The organism is Stenotrophomonas sp. STEN022 (assembly GCF_056760155.1).
In genome coordinates this window covers 21,269-39,603 of the sequence record NZ_JBRREG010000038.1, presented here as the reverse complement: position 1 = coordinate 39,603, position 18,335 = coordinate 21,269, and the positions used below count along the sequence as shown (strand labels likewise).

General features: G+C 59.7%; 15 protein-coding genes. 7 read left to right on the top strand and 8 right to left on the bottom strand.

What is annotated here, in order from left to right:
- Positions 1 to 389: 389 nt before the first annotated feature.
- Both ACVOMF_RS10015 and ACVOMF_RS10010 read right to left on the bottom strand, forming a co-directional pair.
- On the bottom strand, positions 390 to 2,027 hold the full coding sequence (locus ACVOMF_RS10015) for an NAD+ synthase (protein ID WP_481509138.1): 1,638 nt from the start codon (positions 2,025 to 2,027) through the stop codon (positions 390 to 392).
- 1 nt (position 2,028) lies between these two features.
- A complete protein-coding gene (locus ACVOMF_RS10010) occupies positions 2,029 to 2,409 on the bottom strand; it encodes an endonuclease domain-containing protein (RefSeq protein WP_481509137.1) in 381 nt (126 codons plus the stop codon).
- Between the two features lie 39 nt (positions 2,410 to 2,448).
- Between ACVOMF_RS10010 and ACVOMF_RS10005 the strand changes: the two genes are divergently transcribed.
- Positions 2,449 to 3,105 carry a hypothetical protein gene (locus ACVOMF_RS10005; RefSeq protein WP_481509136.1) on the top strand — a complete coding sequence of 219 codons (657 nt, stop codon included), beginning with the start codon at positions 2,449 to 2,451 and terminating at the stop codon, positions 3,103 to 3,105.
- Here ACVOMF_RS10005 and sucD read toward each other — a convergent pair.
- A complete protein-coding gene (gene sucD, locus ACVOMF_RS10000) occupies positions 3,098 to 3,973 on the bottom strand; it encodes a succinate--CoA ligase subunit alpha (protein WP_481509135.1) in 876 nt (291 codons plus the stop codon). The two genes, ACVOMF_RS10005 and sucD, sit on opposite strands and share 8 nt — an antisense overlap.
- 21 nt (positions 3,974 to 3,994) lie before the next feature.
- Entirely contained in the window at positions 3,995 to 5,164 is a 1,170-nt protein-coding gene (sucC, locus tag ACVOMF_RS09995; protein WP_057629765.1) for an ADP-forming succinate--CoA ligase subunit beta, read from the bottom strand.
- A gap of 255 nt (positions 5,165 to 5,419) precedes the next feature.
- Between sucC and ACVOMF_RS09990 the strand changes: the two genes are divergently transcribed.
- The gene (locus ACVOMF_RS09990; protein ID WP_481509134.1) at positions 5,420 to 7,045 is read left to right on the top strand and encodes a sensor histidine kinase; all 1,626 of its coding nucleotides are present in this window, start codon (positions 5,420 to 5,422) and stop codon (positions 7,043 to 7,045) included.
- Positions 7,046 to 7,103: 58 nt separating this feature from the next.
- On the top strand, positions 7,104 to 8,504 hold the full coding sequence (locus ACVOMF_RS09985) for a sigma-54-dependent transcriptional regulator (RefSeq protein WP_481509133.1): 1,401 nt from the start codon (positions 7,104 to 7,106) through the stop codon (positions 8,502 to 8,504).
- Positions 8,505 to 8,668: 164 nt separating this feature from the next.
- Here ACVOMF_RS09985 and pilB read toward each other — a convergent pair whose 3' ends face one another.
- A complete protein-coding gene (gene pilB, locus ACVOMF_RS09980) occupies positions 8,669 to 10,399 on the bottom strand; it encodes a type IV-A pilus assembly ATPase PilB (protein WP_481509132.1) in 1,731 nt (576 codons plus the stop codon).
- Between the two features lie 355 nt (positions 10,400 to 10,754).
- On the opposite strand from pilB, the gene ACVOMF_RS09975 reads away from it, so the two are divergent.
- From ACVOMF_RS09975 to ACVOMF_RS09960, 4 genes are all read left to right on the top strand, one after another.
- Positions 10,755 to 11,612, top strand: coding sequence for a glycosyltransferase family 2 protein (locus ACVOMF_RS09975; RefSeq protein WP_481509131.1), 858 nt, complete (start codon positions 10,755 to 10,757; stop codon positions 11,610 to 11,612).
- Positions 11,605 to 12,804 carry a glycosyltransferase family 4 protein gene (locus tag ACVOMF_RS09970; RefSeq protein ID WP_481509130.1) on the top strand — a complete coding sequence of 400 codons (1,200 nt, stop codon included), beginning with the start codon at positions 11,605 to 11,607 and terminating at the stop codon, positions 12,802 to 12,804. Before ACVOMF_RS09975 ends, ACVOMF_RS09970 begins: the two co-directional genes overlap by 8 nt.
- 190 nt (positions 12,805 to 12,994) lie before the next feature.
- Positions 12,995 to 14,029 carry a glycosyltransferase family 4 protein gene (locus ACVOMF_RS09965; RefSeq protein WP_481509129.1) on the top strand — a complete coding sequence of 345 codons (1,035 nt, stop codon included), beginning with the start codon at positions 12,995 to 12,997 and terminating at the stop codon, positions 14,027 to 14,029.
- On the top strand, positions 14,022 to 14,933 hold the full coding sequence (locus ACVOMF_RS09960; RefSeq protein ID WP_481509128.1) for a glycosyltransferase family 2 protein: 912 nt from the start codon (positions 14,022 to 14,024) through the stop codon (positions 14,931 to 14,933). Before ACVOMF_RS09965 ends, ACVOMF_RS09960 begins: the two co-directional genes overlap by 8 nt.
- Positions 14,934 to 15,054: 121 nt before the next feature.
- Here ACVOMF_RS09960 and ACVOMF_RS09955 read toward each other — a convergent pair whose 3' ends face one another.
- From ACVOMF_RS09955 to ACVOMF_RS09945, 3 genes are read right to left on the bottom strand one after another with little or no spacing between them, the layout of a single operon-like run.
- Entirely contained in the window at positions 15,055 to 16,188 is a 1,134-nt protein-coding gene (locus ACVOMF_RS09955) for a glycosyltransferase (RefSeq protein ID WP_481509127.1), read from the bottom strand.
- 60 nt (positions 16,189 to 16,248) lie between these two features.
- Positions 16,249 to 17,094, bottom strand: a complete 846-nt coding sequence (locus tag ACVOMF_RS09950) for an FkbM family methyltransferase (protein WP_481509126.1) — start codon at positions 17,092 to 17,094, stop codon at positions 16,249 to 16,251.
- Positions 17,095 to 17,104: 10 nt separating this feature from the next.
- On the bottom strand, positions 17,105 to 18,277 hold the full coding sequence (locus ACVOMF_RS09945) for a lipopolysaccharide biosynthesis protein (protein ID WP_481509125.1): 1,173 nt from the start codon (positions 18,275 to 18,277) through the stop codon (positions 17,105 to 17,107).
- Positions 18,278 to 18,335: the final 58 nt, after the last annotated feature.

Sequence of the window (18,335 nt, the reverse complement as noted above, 5' to 3'; positions counted from 1 at the left end):
GAGTACCAACCCATCGCCCGCCGACAGGGCGGAAGGAACAGCTTGCGAACCACTGGTTCACTGCTCCTTGAACGCCCCTGCGCCTGCGCAACAAAAATGCCACCGACGGAGCAGTGGCAAGGAGAGAGAGAGATGAACCGATGTTTTCATGTGGTTCCATCCTGCATCCCAAACATGTTGGGAATTTGTCTAAAACCGACTTTATTTCGTGCAGAGATTGCTGGTTTACAACACGTCAGACGCGATCCAACCCGCAATGACATGGACCACCACATCCGCACCGGCGAAAGCGCACACTCAACGCAGCCAAGGAAGTCACAGTCCCAATGCGAAACAGACAGAAGGGGCCTGCTGGCCCCTTCCGTTTACACCTACCGGCGGCCAGACGATCAGCCGCGATAGCCATTGGTGATGGGATAGCGCCGTTCGCGGCCAAAAGCACGCCGCGACACCTTCGGTCCCGGCGCAGCCTGGTGACGCTTCCATTCGCTGATCCGCACCAGCTTCAGCACCCGGTCCACGACTTCCGGCGCATAACCGGCAGCAACGATGTCTTCGCGCGACTGTTCCTGATCGATGTAGCGGTACAGGATGCCGTCGAGCACGTCGTAGGCTGGCAGCGAGTCCTGGTCGGTCTGGTTCTCACGCAACTCGGCCGAGGGCGCACGGGCAATCACCGCAGGTGGAATCACCGGCGCGCCGCCCACCGTATTGCGCCACTTGGACAGGCCGTAGACTTCCGTCTTGTACAGGTCCTTCAGCGGCGCATAGCCACCGCACATGTCGCCGTAGATGGTGGCGTAACCCACCGCGTACTCGCTCTTGTTGCCGGTGGTCAGCAACAGGCCGCCAAATTTGTTGGACAGCGCCATCAGGATCACGCCCCGGCTGCGCGACTGCAGGTTCTCCTCGGTGACATCGGCCGCCTGCCCTTCAAACATTGCCGACAGCGACTGCATCAAGCCCTGGAAGGCCGGCTCGATCGGCACCGTCTCCAACTTCACGCCCAGCGCGCGGCACTGCTCCACCGCCAGATCATTGGACAGGTCGGCGGTGTAGCGCGATGGCAGACTAACCGCGGTAACGTTGTCCGCACCCAACGCATCAACCGCCAGCGCCAGCACCAGCGCCGAATCGATGCCGCCGGACAGGCCCAGCCATACCTTGCTGAAACCGTTCTTGCCGCAATAGTCCTGGATACCGCGGGTAACCGCGCGCCAGGCCAATGCATCCATGCTCTCATCGCCATCGTCGATCCAGCGCAGCGGCATGAAGCTGCGCCCAGCGACGTTGTATTCGACCACCAGCATTTCTTCGGTGAACGCCACGGCGGCTGGATGCACGGTGCCATCGCCATCGGCCACGACCGAAGCGCCATCAAACACCACCGCGTCCTGACCACCGACGGTGTTGACGTAGGCGATGGCCACGCCGGTTTCGCGACTGCGCTCGGCCAGCAGCGCATCGCGCTGGGCGTGCTTGCCACGTTCGTACGGCGAGGCGTTGGGCACCAGCACCAGCTCGGCACCGGCCTTGACGGTGGCGGCCAGCGGCTCGGGGAACCAAAGGTCTTCACAGATCACCAGGCCCAGCTTCACGCCGTTGACCTCGAATACACAGTTACCACCGTCCGGGTCCACGTCGAAGTAGCGTCTTTCGTCGAACACGGCGTAGTTGGGCAGCTCGCGCTTGCGGTAGGTGCTGGCGATGGCGCCATCACGCAGTACGCTGGCGGCGTTGTAGACCACCGCACCGGCGCTCTGCGGCCAGCCAACCACGGCGACGATGCCCTGCACTTCGGCTGCAACCCGCGCCAGCGCCTGCTCGCAGCTGCGCAGGAAACCCGGGCGCATCAGCAGGTCTTCGGGTGGATAGCCACTGATGGCCAGTTCCGGGAACAGCACCACATCGGCACCGTATTCGTCACGCGCCTCCTGCATCAGCTCGATGATGCGGCCTGCGTTGCCGTCCACGTCCCCGACCGGGAAATCGAACTGGGCCAGGGCGATGCGTAGCGATTCGGACATATCAACAACCTTCTGCTTGGCCCCGCACCCTGCGGGGGCTTGGTGTTACCGATGCCGCACGCAGGATGCTTTCGCAGACCGCAGCGGTATGGTTCAGGGCCTCATTATTCCAGAAGCGCAGCACGCGGTAGCCATTGCGTCGCAGGAAGGCGTCGCGGCGGCGATCGTTGGGATCTGATGCGTGCTGCCCGCCGTCGAGTTCGATGACCAGTTTTTGCTCCAGGCAGACGAAATCCACGACGTAGGGGCCGATGGGGTGTTGTCGGCGGAACTTGAAGCCGACCAGATGACCGCCTCTGAGGAAGTACCAGATCCGCCGCTCGGCATCGGTCATGCGCCGGCGCAGGGCACGGGCGCTGTTGGTTTTGCTGCCTTTGCGCATGGTGTCTCCTTGATTGGGAGACGATTGCTTGGCGGAACGATGACTGAAATCGGGGGAACTTGGTCTTTAGGTGGAGAGATTTCCGCTTTTGTGACGATGCCAGGGAGGTGGCGGAAAGCGAAGACGAAGACAAAAGCAAAAGCTTGCCCTCACCCCTACCCCTCTCCCGCAGGCGGGAGAGGGGAAAGCAACTGCAACTGCCAGAAACAAAGCAAAGCCACAGCCACAGCCACAGCCACAGCCACAGCCAAAACCAAAACCAAAACCAAAACCGGAACCAAGTCCAAAGCAATGACTCAAAACCCGAGCCAGGGCCGAAGTTCGGCTTTGGCTTTGGCTTTGGCTTTGGCTTTTGCTTTTGCTTTTGCTTTTGCTTTTGCTTTGGCTTTTGCTTTTGCTTTTGCTTTGGCTTTTGCTTTGGCTTTTGCTTTGGCTTTTGCTTTGGCTTTGGCTTTGGCTGTGGCTGTGGCTGTGGCTTTGGCTTTGGCTGTGGCTGTGGCTGTGGCTGTGGCTGTGGCTTCGGCTGTGGCTGTGACTGTGGCTTCGGCTGTCCCCTCTCCCGCCTGCGGGAGAGGGGTAGGGGTGAGGGCAAGCTTTCGCTTTCGCCCTAGCTCCTGCCTTCCCCACACCCCCAGAAACAAGAAAGGCCACCCGAAGGTGGCCTTTCTCAAATCACTGAAGCGCAGTCTTACTTGACCAGCTTCGCGATGGCAGCGCCCAGGTCGCCCGGCGAACGGACGGTGACAACGCCAGCAGCTTCCATCGCCGCGAACTTGCCCTCAGCCGTGCCCTTGCCGCCCGATGCGATTGCACCGGCGTGGCCCATGCGCTTGCCGGCCGGAGCCGAGGCGCCTGCGATGAAGCCAACAACCGGCTTCTTCACGAACTGCTTGATGTACTCGGCACCGGCTTCTTCAGCGTCGCCACCGATTTCGCCAACCATGATGATGCCTTCGGTCTGCGGGTCTTCGTTGAACAGCTTCAGGCAGTCAACGAAGTTCAGGCCGTTGATCGGGTCGCCGCCGATACCGATGCAGGTCGACTGGCCCAGGCCCACTTCCGTGGTCTGCTTGACCGCTTCATAGGTCAGGGTGCCCGAACGCGACACGATGCCGATCTTGCCCGGCATGTGGATGTGGCCCGGCATGATGCCGATCTTGCACTCGCCCGGGGTGATCACGCCGGGGCAGTTCGGCCCGATCAGCACGGTGTCCGGATGCGAACGGGTCAGCACGTTCTTGACGCGCAGCATGTCCAGCACCGGGATGCCTTCGGTGATGCAGACGATGACCTTGATGCCGGCAGCAGCGGCTTCCAGGATCGCGTCAGCCGCGTACGGCGGCGGCACGTAGATGACCGAAGCATTGGCGCCGGTGCTCTGCACGGCATCGGCCACGGTGTTGAACACCGGCAGGTCGATGTGGGTGGTGCCGCCCTTGCCCGGGGTCACGCCGCCGACAACCTGGGTGCCGTACTCGATCATCTGAGTGGCGTGGAAGGTGCCCTGCTGGCCGGTAAAGCCCTGCACGATCACCTTGGTGTTCTTGTTGATCAAAACTGACATTGGATTTCCTTCGGTGTCGGATCAGGCGGCGTTCTTGACAGCTTCAACGATCTTCTTGGCGCCATCGTTGATGTTGTCAGCCGGGATGATGGCCATGCCGCTGTCACGCAGCAGCTGCTTGCCTTCTTCCACGTTGGTGCCTTCCAGGCGCACCACCACCGGAACCTTGACGCCCACTTCCTTCACGGCAGCGATGATGCCTTCGGCAATCATGTCGCAACGGACGATGCCGCCGAAGATGTTGACGAAGATGCCTTCGACCTTGTCCGAGGACAGGATCAGCTTGAAGGCTTCAATGACGCGCTGCTTGTTGGCGCCGCCGCCCACGTCCAGGAAGTTCGCCGGCTCGCCGCCGTTGAGCTTGATGACGTCCATGGTGGCCATGGCCAGGCCTGCGCCGTTGACCATGCAGCCGATGTTGCCGTCCATGGTGACGTAGTTGATGTCCAGCTCCGAAGCGATCACTTCGGTCGGGTCTTCCTGGGTCTTGTCGCGCATGGCGACCAGCGCCTTCTGGCGGAACGCGGCGTTATCGTCGCTGTCGAACTTGCCGTCCAGCGCGTACAGATTGCCGTCGTCCAGGATGGCCAGCGGGTTGATCTCAACCAGCGCCAGGTCCTTTTCGTTGAACAGGCGGTACAGGTTGACCATGATGCTGGCGAACTGGCCAGCCTGCTTGGCGGTCAAGCCCAGCTTGAAGCCGAAATCACGGCCGTGGTAGCCCTGCACGCCTTCAACGAAATCGACGTTGAGCGAGTGGATCAGTTCTGGGGTTTCAGCAGCAACCTGCTCGATCTCCACGCCGCCTTCCGAAGAAGCGATGTAGGTGATGGTCTTGGTGCCACGGTCAACCAGCACCGACAGGTACAGTTCCTTGACGATCTCACCGGCGGTGGTCACCAGCACCAGGTTGACCGGCAGCTCGACGCCTGCGGTCTGGTAGGTAGCCATCTTGGTGCCGAGCATCTTGGCCGCAGCGGCCTTGACGTCGTCGGTGGTCTTGCAGAACTTGACGCCGCCAGCCTTGCCGCGGCCGCCAGCGTGGATCTGTGCCTTGACCATCCAGGGGCCCTGGCCCAGCGACTGGGCAGCAGCTACCGCCTCGTCCGGGGTCGCAGCGACCTTGCCGGCCGGGACCGGGATGCCGTATTCGGCAAGCAGTTGTTTTGACTGGTACTCGTGGAAATTCATGCGTCACCGTGGGAATAGGAACGACCGCACGCAGTCCGCAGGACCAGAAATGGCCGACTGACAGGGCGGGCGGGCCCGATATTGTCGCCGACGGCGGCCCAGCACGCAAAGAAGTCTGTACAAATTGCCAGAACCATCAAGATTTCATCAACCAATTCAGCAACTTGCCGGTGATTGGCGGTCACCTCAAGGACTCCCCGTGTGGCCGTCGGCGCACCTATACTGAGACGATTACGCTTGGATAGGAGATCCGGCTTGGCCCCCAGTTCGTCGATCATCGACCGCATCGAATCCATCCCAACGCGCGAGCTGTATTTTTTTGCGTTGTACCGGGTGCTGGTCGCCGCACTGCTGAGCGCGCTGGTGTTCGGGCCACTCACCCCCATGGTGGGCGAGGCCCACCAGCCGCGGCTGGCGCAAGCCGTCTCCATCGCCTATCTGCTTGTCTCGATCGGCCTGTTGATCTGGGGCCGCAACGAGCGCTGGTTGCAGCGCATCGTGATTGGCAGCGTGGTTGTCGACATCGCCGCCGCCACCTTGCTCAGCCACGCCCTGCCCGGTGCCAGCGCTGGCATCTCGATGTCGCTGCTGTTCAACATCGCGGCAGCGGGCCTGCTGCTGCCGCTGTCCAGGGCGATGCTGATCGCCCTGCTGGCTTGTGCCGCCAGCGTCGCGGAGTACATCTGGCAGATGCTGGAGGGCGGGCAAAACACTCGCACGCTGGCAGAACTGGCAATGTTCGTGACCAGCTATATGGCGCTTACCTTCATCGCCTACCAGATCGGCAGCCGCACCCGCCGCACCCAGCAACTGGCCGATCAACGCGGCGCCGAAGTCGCCAACCTGTTCGAAGTGAACGAGTTGATCATCCGCCGCATGCGCACCGGTGTATTGGTTGTGGACACCGATGGCCGGATAACGCTGGCCAACGAAGCCGCCACTGCCCTGCTCGGCGACATGGAAGGCGCGCTTGCCACCGAGCGTGTCGCCCTGACTATAGCCTCGCCAGAACTGGCACGGCGCCTGCAACGCTGGCGCAATGGCTGGCATGAGGATGAACAACCGCTACAGCTGGCCCCGGAGCAGGCCGAAGTATTGCCGCGCTTTGCCCGCCTGCTGGCCGACAGCGACATGTCCTTGATCTTCCTGGACGACACCACCGTGGTTTCGCGCCGGGCCGAATCACTGACCCTGTCCACCCTTGGCCGCTTCTCCGCCAGCCTGGCCCATGAGATCCGCAACCCGCTGGCGGCGATCAACTACGCCACCCAACTGCTGGAGGAGTCCGAAGACATAGGCGAGGCCGACCGGCGTCTGCTGCAGATCATCCACCAGCAATGCCAACGCACCAACGGCATCGTCGAGAGCGTGCTGGCACTGGCCCGACGCGAACGGGCAAACCCAGAGAACCTCGACCTGGCCGCCTTCGTGCGCCGTTTCGTGATCGAGTACCGGCAGACCCTGTCACTGGAGAACGACAGTCTGGAAGCGGTGATCCGCGAGCCATCGATAATGGCAATGATCGACCCCCGGCACCTGCATCAGGTGTTGACCGCGCTGGTCCACAACGCCCTGAAGTATGGCCGGGTAGCCGATGAGCCGGCACGCATCCGCATCCGCGTCGCCTCGGCCGAGCGCAATGCGATCATCGACGTGATGGATCGCGGCCCTGGCATCCCGGATGCCATCGCCACCCAGCTGTTCCGGCCCTTCTACACCACCTCTGAACACGGCACCGGGCTGGGCCTGTACATCGCCCGCGAGCTTTGTCGGGCCAATCAAGCCCAGCTGGACTATGTGTCCATTCCCGCTGGCGGCGCCTGCTTCCGGCTGACCGTTAGCATCCCGAAAACCGCGTTCGCCCGCGGCCAGCACCAATGAACCATTCTTCGACGCAATCGTTTGTAGACATGCATCTACCTCAGCTATCGTTCCATTCATGAACGCAACACATAGCGCCCTGATCGTCGATGACGAACGCGACATCCGCGAGCTGCTGGTCCTTACCCTTGGCCGGATGGGCTTACGGATCAGTACCGCCGCCAACCTCGCCGAGGCCCGGGAATTGCTGGCCAGCAACCATTTCGACCTGTGCCTGACCGACATGCGCCTGCCCGACGGCAATGGCATCGAGCTGGTCACCGAGATCAACCGCGACCATCCTTCCACTCCCGTGGCGATGATCACTGCCTTTGGCAGCATGGACCTGGCGGTGGAAGCCCTGAAAGCCGGCGCCTTCGATTTCGTCAGCAAACCGGTGGACATCAATGTGCTGCGCGGCCTGGTCCGGCATGCCATCGAGCTGAACAACGAAGCCCGCCCCAGCACCCCGCCGCCGCCGGAAAACGCCACCCGCCTGCTCGGCAGCTCGCCGGCAATGGATGAACTGCGCGCGACCATCAGCAAAGTCGCACGCAGCCAGGCACCGGTCTACATCCTGGGCGAATCGGGCGTCGGCAAGGAGCTGGTCGCCCGTACCATCCACGACCAGGGCGCGCGCGCGGCCGGCCCGTTCATCCCGGTCAACTGCGGCGCCATTCCCAGCGAACTGATGGAGAGCGAGTTCTTCGGCCATCGCAAGGGCAGCTTCACCGGCGCCCACGCCGACAAGCCCGGCCTGTTCCAGGCAGCCAGTGGCGGCACTTTGTTCCTGGATGAAGTGGCCGAACTGCCACTGCAGATGCAGGTCAAGCTGCTGCGCGCGATCCAGGAAAAATCGGTGCGCCCGGTAGGCGCCGCCACCGAAGTCACCGTGGACGTGCGCATCCTCTCGGCCACCCACAAAGACCTGGGCACGCTGGTGCAGGACGGGCGCTTCCGCCACGACCTGTACTACCGCATCAACGTCATTGAATTGCGGGTGCCGCCGCTACGCGAACGCCGCGGTGACCTGCCGCAACTCGCGAGCACCATCCTGAATCGTCTGGCGCTGGCACAGGCGCAAAAGCCACCACGACTGGCGGCGTCGGCACTGGAGGCCCTGGATGCCTACTCCTTCCCGGGCAATGTGCGCGAACTGGAGAACATCCTTGAGCGCTCGCTGGCCCTGGCGGACAGCGACTGCATCGACGCCAGCGACCTGCGCTTGCCACAGCCGCAAAGCGCCACGCCACGCGTTCCCAGCAGCGAGCCCCCGGCACCCGCTGCTGCCCCCCAGGAAGCCGTTGTCGACATCGACCCGGCCAGCGCTGCCCTGCCCTCCTACATCGAGCAGATGGAGCGCACGGTGATCCAGAAGGCCCTGGAAGAAAACCGCTGGAACAAGACCAAGACCGCAGCCCAGCTCGGCATCACCTTCCGCGCCCTCCGCTACAAGCTGAAAAAGCTGGGCATGGAGTAAGCAAGCCCCTGAAAGCCAGGTAGAGCCGAGCCATGCTCGGTTGGGGGCTGCACCTGTAGTGCCGAGCCATGCTCGGCAGGGGTATTACCGGAAAAGCCTTTGCCGAGCATGGCTCGGCACTACAAATGCGAAATCTTGCCGAGCATGGCTCGGGACTACAGGGCTCAGTCCTTGGTGACGCGATTGATCTCGGCCAGACTGGTAATGCCCTGCGCCGCCTTCACCAACGCCGACTGACGCAGGTCATTGATCCCGATCTTCTGCGCGGCGGCAGCAATATCCATTGCATTACCGCCCTGCAGGACGATTGCCGCAATGTCGTCGGTCATCGGCATGACCTGGTAGATACCGGTACGGCCCTTGTAGCCTTCGGTGCATTCATCGCAGCCCACCGGCTCATGCAGATTGATGCCCTTGGCAAACTGCTCAGGAGTAAAGCCCTCGGCCATCAGCGCATTCTCCGGCAACTGCTGCGGACGCTTGCAGTTACTGCACAGACGCCGCGCCAGACGCTGGGCAATCACCAGCGTCACCGACGAAGTGATGTTGTACGGCGCGATACCCATGTTCATCAGACGCGCGATGGTCTGCGGCGCATCGTTGGTATGCAGCGTGGATAGCACCATGTGACCGGTCTGTGCGGCCTTGATCGCGATTTCCGCGGTCTCAAGGTCACGGATTTCGCCAACCATGATGATGTCCGGATCCTGTCGCAGGAACGAACGCAGTGCCGCAGCAAAGGTCATGCCGCGCTTGTTGTTCTGCTGCACCTGGTTGACGCCAGGCAGACGGATTTCCACCGGGTCTTCAGCGGTGGAGATATTGCGGGTATCGTCATTCAGGATACCCAGCGCGGTATACAGCGACACCGTCTTGCCCGAACCGGTAGGGCCGGTAACCAGCACCATGCCGTAGGGCTTGTGGATGGCGTCCAGGAAGAGCTTTTGCTGATCGGGCTCGTAACCCAGCTTGTCGATACCCAGCTTGGCCGCGCTACCGTCGAGGATACGCAGCACGATCTTTTCACCGAACAGGGTCGGCAAGGTGCTGACACGGAAGTCGATCTGCTTGGTCTTGGACAAATTGAGCTTGATGCGACCATCCTGTGGCACGCGTTTTTCAGCGATATCCAGCTGCGACATCACCTTCAGACGAGCAGCGATGCGCTGGTTCAACTTGACCGGCGCCTTGGCCACGGTTTTGAGCAGGCCATCGATACGGAAACGAACCCGGTAATCCTCTTCGTAGGGCTCGAAGTGGATATCCGAAGCGCCCTTGCGGATCGCGTCCACCAAGGCCTTGTTGACGAATTTGACCACCGGCGTGTCATCACCCTTGGCATCGACGCCGGTGTCGCCACCGCTGCCCATGTCCTCGTCGCCGGCAGCGATGTCCAGATCGCCCATGCCCTCGTCGTCGCCACCAAGGCCGTCGCCCAGCGCCTCATTGCTGGCCAACCAAAGGCCCAGAGTCCGTCGAATCTGCTCCTCATCGACCAGGATAGGCTCGACCACCAGGTTGGTCTGGAACTTGATCTCATCCAGTTGCTGGGTCGGATTGCTGGTGCCGACAAACAACTTGCCACCGCGCTTGAACAGCGGCAACACATGGTGCTTGCGCAGCAACTCCTCGCTGACCAGCTTCATCGCGTTCTGGTTGGGATCGAATACCGACACGTCCAGCAACGGCATACCGAACTCCATCGCATTGGCAGCGGCCATATGCGAGGCACTCACCAGCTTCTTGTCAGCCAGCCACTGCGCCAAGGGCACCTTGGCCTCACCCGCCTGGGCCATGGCGGTGCGAGCCACCGATTCTTCCAGCGCCCCGTCCTGGACCAGACGACGGGCGATGCCGGTGATGCCAACCAAGTTGGCGGTGACAGCAGTATTCATGGTTTCCCCTGGCCGGACGGTAACGGGTCAATTGTACCCATGACCACGCCGGCTGCGCGCCTTGCCCGGGTGAATCATCCCCGTAAGAACCCTGATTGCGCTCCACAGAAACTGGCGAGGCTTACAACCAACTCCACCAGGCCGATACAGGCAGCACCACCTTCCAGACTCAGCGCTATCGCCCGGAACCACGCAACGTCTCAGCCCAGTCGACGCCACCTCATCCGGAACCTTGGTCATCCATGTGTAGCTTGGATCGCACAGCTCCGCCCCTCCAACGCACCAGCGCGACAACGCCCCCTGCCTGCGCGAACCCGGCTACTATGCTCCCGGGGAGAACTATGGGTATTCAATCGTGCATGAACTGAGCATCATCCTGCCCGCCAAGAACGAGGCGGAAGGATTGGCAAAAACCCTGCCCGGGCTTCGGCAAGCCTACCCGGACGCGGAAATCATCGTCGTAGACGATGGCTCTAGCGACGCCACCGCCGAGATAGCCAAAGGCTTGGCAGCCACGGTACTCAGCAGCCCCTATTCAATGGGCAACGGCGCAGCCATCAAGCGCGGCGCACGCGCCGCCACGGGCAAGGTGCTGGTGTTCATGGATGCCGATGGCCAACACAGCGCACAGCACATCGGCCTCCTGCTTGCAAAATTGGAGGAAGGGTTCGACATGGTCGTTGGTGCTCGCGACGGCAGCGGCCAGGCCAACTTCCACCGCGGATTGGCCAACGGGCTCTACAACTGGCTCGCCAGCCATATGACCGGGCATCACATCGCCGACCTCACATCAGGGTTCCGCGCGGTACGGGCGGACAAATTCAAGGAATTCCTGCACCTCCTGCCGAACGGCTTCAGCTACCCGACCACCAGCACCATGGCGTTCTTCCGCAGCGCCTATCCAGTTGCTTACGTGCCAATCCCAGTGGCCAAACGTGTCGGCAACGGCAGCCATATCCGCCCCCTCAAGGATGGTATTCGCTTCCTGTTGATAATTTTCAAGATCGCCACGCTTTATTCACCGCTCAAGTTGTTTGCACCGGTAGCCATTACCTTCTTCTTGATCGGCCTCGGCTACTACGGATACACGTTCGCCGTAGAGCATCGCTTTACAAACATGAGCGCGCTGCTGTTCAGTGCTGCTGTGATCATCTTCATGATTGGGCTGATTTCCGAGCAGATAACCAACTTGACCTACCGCCGCGATGGCTGACAACCAGCACAAACCGCGCCTACTGGTTATCACCTCGACGTATCCGCGCTGGCAAGGAGATACCGAACCTTCGTTCGTGCATGACCTTGCTTCCCGACTGACGGACCGTTTCGACGTAGTGGTTTCAACCTCCCGCGCCCCGGGGGCCAAGTCCACCGAAATCATGGATAGCGTCAGGGTCGTGCGCTATCACTACGCTCCCGCCGGCTGGGAGTCGCTGGTGTATGGCGGTGGGCTATCAGCAAACCTGAAGGCGGCACCGTGGAAACTATTGCTGTTACCCAGCTATCTACTTGCTTGGACGTGGCAGGCATGGCGTCTCCAACGAGAGCTGGGGGCTGAGGTCGTGCACGCTCACTGGTTTTTCCCAGGGGCGCTGATTGCAGCCATTTCTTGCGGAAAAACCCCTTACTGCATCACTGCCCATGGAACCGACGTCTTGGGCCTAAAAGGGTCGCTCTGGAAATGCATACGTCGTTTCGCCGCAGAACCAGCACGGACGATAACCGCGGTAGGTACTCGAGTGCAGGACCAGCTCGAAACAGAGGGCATCAGCAATGTCAGATTGCTACCCATGGGCGTAGATCTACTAAATACCTTCCATCCCGACTTCCAGCTTGCCCGTTCCATGCGTGCTCTTTATGTTGGCAGACTCACCAGCTCGAAGCGCCCGAGCGTCGCAGTACTTGCATTCTCAAAAACACTCCAGAACATGCCGGAACTCATGCTTGACGTTGTGGGCGATGGCCCAGAGCTGGGAGCACTGCAGCAACTGGCGGAAAAACTCGGCATACAGTCAAAACTACATTTCCATGGCAGAAAAGATCAGAAGAAAATCGCCGCGATGTTTCGCTCAGCCGCTGTTTTGATCTGCCCGTCCGGGGGTGATGATGCCCCCGAAGGACTGGGACTCGTTGCAGTGGAAGCACTTGGCTGCGACTGCCCAGTGGCCTCAGCCCCAAACCTCGCACTTCAAGCTGCGATCCCGCAGGCAGCCCCTATCCACTACGCTACCGATAGCGGCGCAGGTGCACTATCTGAAGCCATGCTTCGAGCACTACGAGATCCAGGCAGAACAACTGGATCGACATCCCAGTGGCGCAAACGATTACTTGAGACGTTTTCTTGGGAACACGTTGCCCGCGAATACGGCGATATCCTAGAAGAGCTCGCCAAATCCAAACGCCGATGATTTCGCCAACGGGCCACCACACGAAAATTGCATTGAGTGCTCATACCCGGCATATAAAGTGCAGACCAAACAGCATCAACCGCGACTGCGGCAATGACAGCGGGAAGTCGAAAACGTGGAATAATCTGCGCAGCCATCCGTTACGCCATCACTGCCGCCACATGGAACCTTCATCCCGACAATACCAACCATGACCATCGTGCCCACTCCCGCGATATGGCTGCCAACGATTCGCGCCAACACGGGCTCCGATATTTTCACCTTGCGTCTTTGCAAGCAGTTGAATGCGAACGGAGTCCGTGCAGAGATTGCTTGGCTACCCCATCACGCTGAGTATCTACCTTGGGCAACTCCGGCACCGGAGCCGCCGTCATGGGCAAACATGGTCCACGTCAACAGCTGGCTACCTAGAAAATTCTGGCCAACGCATCTCCCGGTCATCGCCACCGTCCACCATCTTGTGCACGACCCTGCGTATCGCCCGTTTCGTTCGGCACCACAAGCTGTATATCACGAACTTCTGATCAAACCACGCGAGCTACGCTCGATACTTGGCGCTGACGCCGTGACAACAGTTTCCGAATATGTACGGGGCACCGTCACCGAATTCTCCGAACGTCAGGACATTTCGGTCATTCACAACTGGATCGACACTACTGTCTTCACCCCTGCCCGACCCGCCCACCACTGCGCAGGCGACGTATTTCGATTATTCATGGTAGGCACCGCATCGCGTCGCAAGGGTATCGATCTGTTACCGAAGCTTGCAAGCTGCCTAGGCTCTGGTTTTGAAATCAGATATGCAGGCGGAAGGAAACAGCCTGCCCTTCCCGCCGCAAACGTGATCGAGCTCGGCCGCCTCAGCGATGAGCTGCTTATCAATGAATACCAACAATGCGACGCCGTTGTTTCGCTCTCGCGCTATGAGGGCTTCGGCTATACCGCCTTGGAGGCGGCGGCTTGTGGCAAGCCGTTCCTAGGCTTCCGCACCAGTGGCTTGATCGAAGTTGCGACGGGACCGTTCGACACACTGGTCCCGATCGACGACGTACAAGCGCTAGCCTGCGCGGCTATACATCTGCGAGAACGCGGGGAGGCGTCCATGGAAGCTCAAACTGCACAGCAGGCCGATATATGCGAGCGCTTCAGCGTCGCCAATATTCTTGAATATATAGATATCTATCGCCAGCTATTGGCAAAATCGAGCCACACCAAAAATGTCTGATACCGGACCGAAACCGGCGGCGATCGTCCTCAATTTCCGCACGCCGGAGCAAACAGTACGCTGCCTGGACTCACTGATTGACCAGGGCATCCAGCATATTGTCCTGGTCGACAACTCAGAAGATCAGGGCGTATCAATGAACGCCATGCGGACTGATTTGGAGCGTCTGCGATCAGACCTGATCCAACTCGATACATTGAGCGACGGCAGAAACTTGGGGTTCTCCGCTGGCGTCAATCGTGCCCTTGCACATATTGCACGCATTAATCCAGCGGACGTTCTTCTTCTCAACTCCGACGCTCGCTTAATGCCAGGCTGCATGGATGCCCTTCTCGCCAGCCTGCACGACGGCGCCGACCTGACCGCTCCAATGCTGGTCGATTCGGCTGACATCATTCACCAGCCAGTTTCATATTATCAAAAGCATACCGGGTTACTCAGCAGCCGCCCGCTTCCCGGGAGCGTAGCGTTCCTGACCGGCGCGTGCATATTAATATCGCGAACGCTGGCCTCCGCCAATTTGCTGGATGAGGAATTTTTCTTCTATGGAGAAGACGTCATGCTGGGCGCGACGCTGAAAAGCAGAGGAATGACGCATGCCGTTACCGAGAACGGCCAGGCAATGCATTCAGGTGGCGGCAGCGCACGCAACGGCTCGCCTTTCTACGAGTACCATATCAATCGCGGCCACTGCCTACTTGCCATCAAATTAGCCTGCACTCCTATGCAACGCGCGATCAATTTGGCAGGACGACTGGCCTATCTTCCCGCACGCGCAGTCCTGCGCTCACTACGCAACGGTAACATGATCCCAGTCATAAGCTTGTGGCAGGCCGTGCGCGATGTTGCATCCGGACGACTGCAAACGATGACGCCGCCCGCGTCAGCTTCACGTCAACCATGACCGGATGAATCGCAATCAACGGTATATAGCGAGCAAGAACCCTCTATCCAGCACACTCGCAGGCAAAGTAGCCTTCGAGCAACTACGACCTACATCTACCCAAGCCTCGACCCAATACTGGTCATCCCGCTATCACCCGCTCAATGATTTCCAGATGCTGCCTGGCTGCAACACTCGCGTCGAACTGCGCGTACCACTCACTTGAAGGCTTCGATTCCGCCACGCCCCCCCATGCCAGGCGGACCATCGCAACGGCCAATGCCGCCTCGTTCGAAACAGGAACAAGCGTCCCAAAGCGCCCGCCTTGCAGCAATTCAGAGGGGCCATAGTCACAATCCGTGGAGATGACTTCCGTCCCGGCGGCCAGCGCCTCGACCAAGACCAAGCCAAAGCCCTCCCAGCAGGAACTCAACACGAAACCCGTTGCGTGCCGCATCTGCAGCGAAGGTGATTCAGTAACGCCAGCGAAGTCTACGCTCGCACCCAGCCGAAGATCAGCACACTGCTCGGAGAGCGAGCGCCGGAGCGATCCCTCACCAAAAATCACAAGTCGACAGTCCACCTCGTCCAGTACTCGCCGAAATGCACCCAACAACGTCCGGAAGTCCTTCTGCAATTCCAAGCGCCCCATCGCAATGAAAGTAGGACAGGTTTTCCGTGCCAACCAAGGATGCAATGTTGCTTCATTTGCGGGTGCAGCAAGTGGGAACACCGGGTTCAATACAACTTCGATCCGCTCCGGAGTAATCCGCAAGAATTCAGCAGTGGGCACACGCAATGAATGCGACACACAAACGATAGTGGAACTCCTGGCCATCCATCGAGACAGCAGCGGACCCAGCAAACGATTATGAAGTCGCTCACGCGCCCATTCGACTGCAATATGACTCTCATTCCGAACCAACAGTGGCTGGCGGAACCCGAACATCTTCTTCGAGAGCGCAGCCGCAACTCCAACATGCATGCCAAACGAGACAATTACATCCGGGTCCAGCTGGTGGATGACGCCTCCAAACCGTCGTACTCCGTTGATCGGCCTGCCACATTCAAGGGAGACAATCTTTACCCTGGAGGGAAGAAGGGCAAGAAACTCACCTTCGCCCCGTGCCAGCACAACGATCACCTCGCAGCCGAGGTCCAGCAATGCGGAAGAAAGCAACAACGCGACGCGCTCAGCACCGCCACAAGTCATGGAACTCAGGAAGAACAGGATCCTGCGCGGGACCACATCCTTCCTCGACTCAAACGTACTCATTACCGGCCACCAGCCATGCCTACAAGGCGATACGGGCAGTATTTCCGATCCAACAACACATCACAACGCCAGTACGTCGGTGAACGTGGTCCGATGAATACGAGCAAGATCCGCCAGAGACGTCTCGGCGCCACCATTACCCAGATCAAAGATGCGACGCTCCCGCAGGACATTGCAGAAGAAATCAAATCCTCCAGCATCCTCAAGATAGCTCGGATTGAACTCGGAAACTATCGGCGCGCCGCTGGTCAGTAGGGACCTAGCGCCGAGAAGGGCATGCCCCTCATAACCCTCTATATCCATCCAGAGCAACGCGCCGGCCGTAGGCGGCCCAAGCGCATCCAAACTACGCGAAGAAACTGGAATACCTTCGCTACCAATACTGTGATTTCCGCCGTTGGTCGCGGACTCCTTCAGCAGCAAAACAGCGGAATCCTCAGTCCCCACTGCAACCTCCACAACGCGGACGAGATCCTGTACCCCGTTCAATGCCAGATTCGCACGCAGCAACCTCAGGTTCCCTGGGTGAGGCTCTATCGCGGTGGCTGATCGCACCAGTCCGCGCTTAAGAGCGGGAATCACTATGGAACCAATGTTCGCGCCGACGTCGATCAAATGATCAGGTCTCTCTGCACCCTCGCGATCGATTATCGCAATGGCCAGCTGCAGCTTTGCAAAGTCAAACTCGCCACTCAGGAACAGCTCACGACCGATCACCTTATCAGCCGTCGACACTACAAACAGCTCTTGATTCCCGGTGACCAAATAGGGAATGGGCATGGCATCGTATGCTGCACGACGGAAAACCTTCGGTCCGGACCACAACGACTGCAGCAAAAATCTGTTTGCAGCAAGCAGCGGCCAGCGCAGGAGTTTCGAGCTTGAGAGGATGGAAAAAAACGACATGCAGAATTCCTTAAACCGTTCTCCGACTAAAATGCACAATTCCTCCAACAAGGACCACCATCATTACTACCTCAGTGACGTACGCGGATATCACTGCACCTTCGATCCCCCTGCGCGGCACCAGTAGCCATACCCCAAGTACACTTGCAACAGCGCCGATGGCAGAGGCCCAGCCTATCAACTTCATACGAGCACACTGAATTACGTGAAAATTCAACAACGCGCGAATTGACTGTAACAACGGCAGCAGCGCCAGCCAGCGCGCGGTAGTCACCGCATCTGTAAATCCGCCCCCCAACACCCGAGGGAGCAACGGCGCCAGCAACCAGATTCCTGCTCCACAGAACGCCGCCAGCAACAGTAACAGCAAGCCAGAAACATGCAATTGATGCGGAGTCGATCTCTTGGAATACAGCCGCGGCCACAACGACTCCTGCAGCGCAGACAACGGCATGCTCGCCAAATCGGCGGCACGCTGTGCCGCATTGTAGGCACCCACCAGATCAAAGCCCATATGAGCAAGAACAGGCTTGTTGAATTCTCCCTGTAGCCGCACTGCAAAGGCAGCCATGCCGAAAGAAACACCATCCGCCCAAGCCATCGCCTCTGCCCCAGGCTCACCTTGTTGCCGCTTTCGACAAGGCAGCCACAAAAAAACACAGTACATCAAGCTGACTGCAGCGTAGACCCAAAGCACCTGCTGCACATCATAATCCTGGGCACTGAAATACAACACCGACAACGCTACCAAGCGAATCAACGGTAGCCCAGCATTGACTGCACCAAAATTACTGATCCTGTGCTCTGCCTGCCAGTAGCGCGCCCTCAACTCAACCAATGAAGAGGCGACAAGCTCAGCGATGATCGCACTGAATGCCGCCAACTTCGGAATGTCAATCGGCAACAGCAGGATTGCAAGCAAGCACGCGACCAGAATTGCCGGCAGCAGACTTAGTCGCCACAGTCGCATCGCTTTGGCTTGGTACCATTCGAGACCGGCCGGGTCCTTTACTCCATTGCGCAGAACGATGTTGGATAAGCCCAGACCAACAAACGGGGCAACGAATGCTGCGGTCGCGAGAATGGCGACGAATCGCCCATAACCCGCAGCCCCCAACAAGCGAGCCAAGATCAATACGGCAAGCGCCTGCGCCGCCGCACGCAACACCATCCACAGCAACAACGACCCACTGCTACGAGCAAGCCTACCCGGGCGCCAACTAAACACCTGACCAGCACCC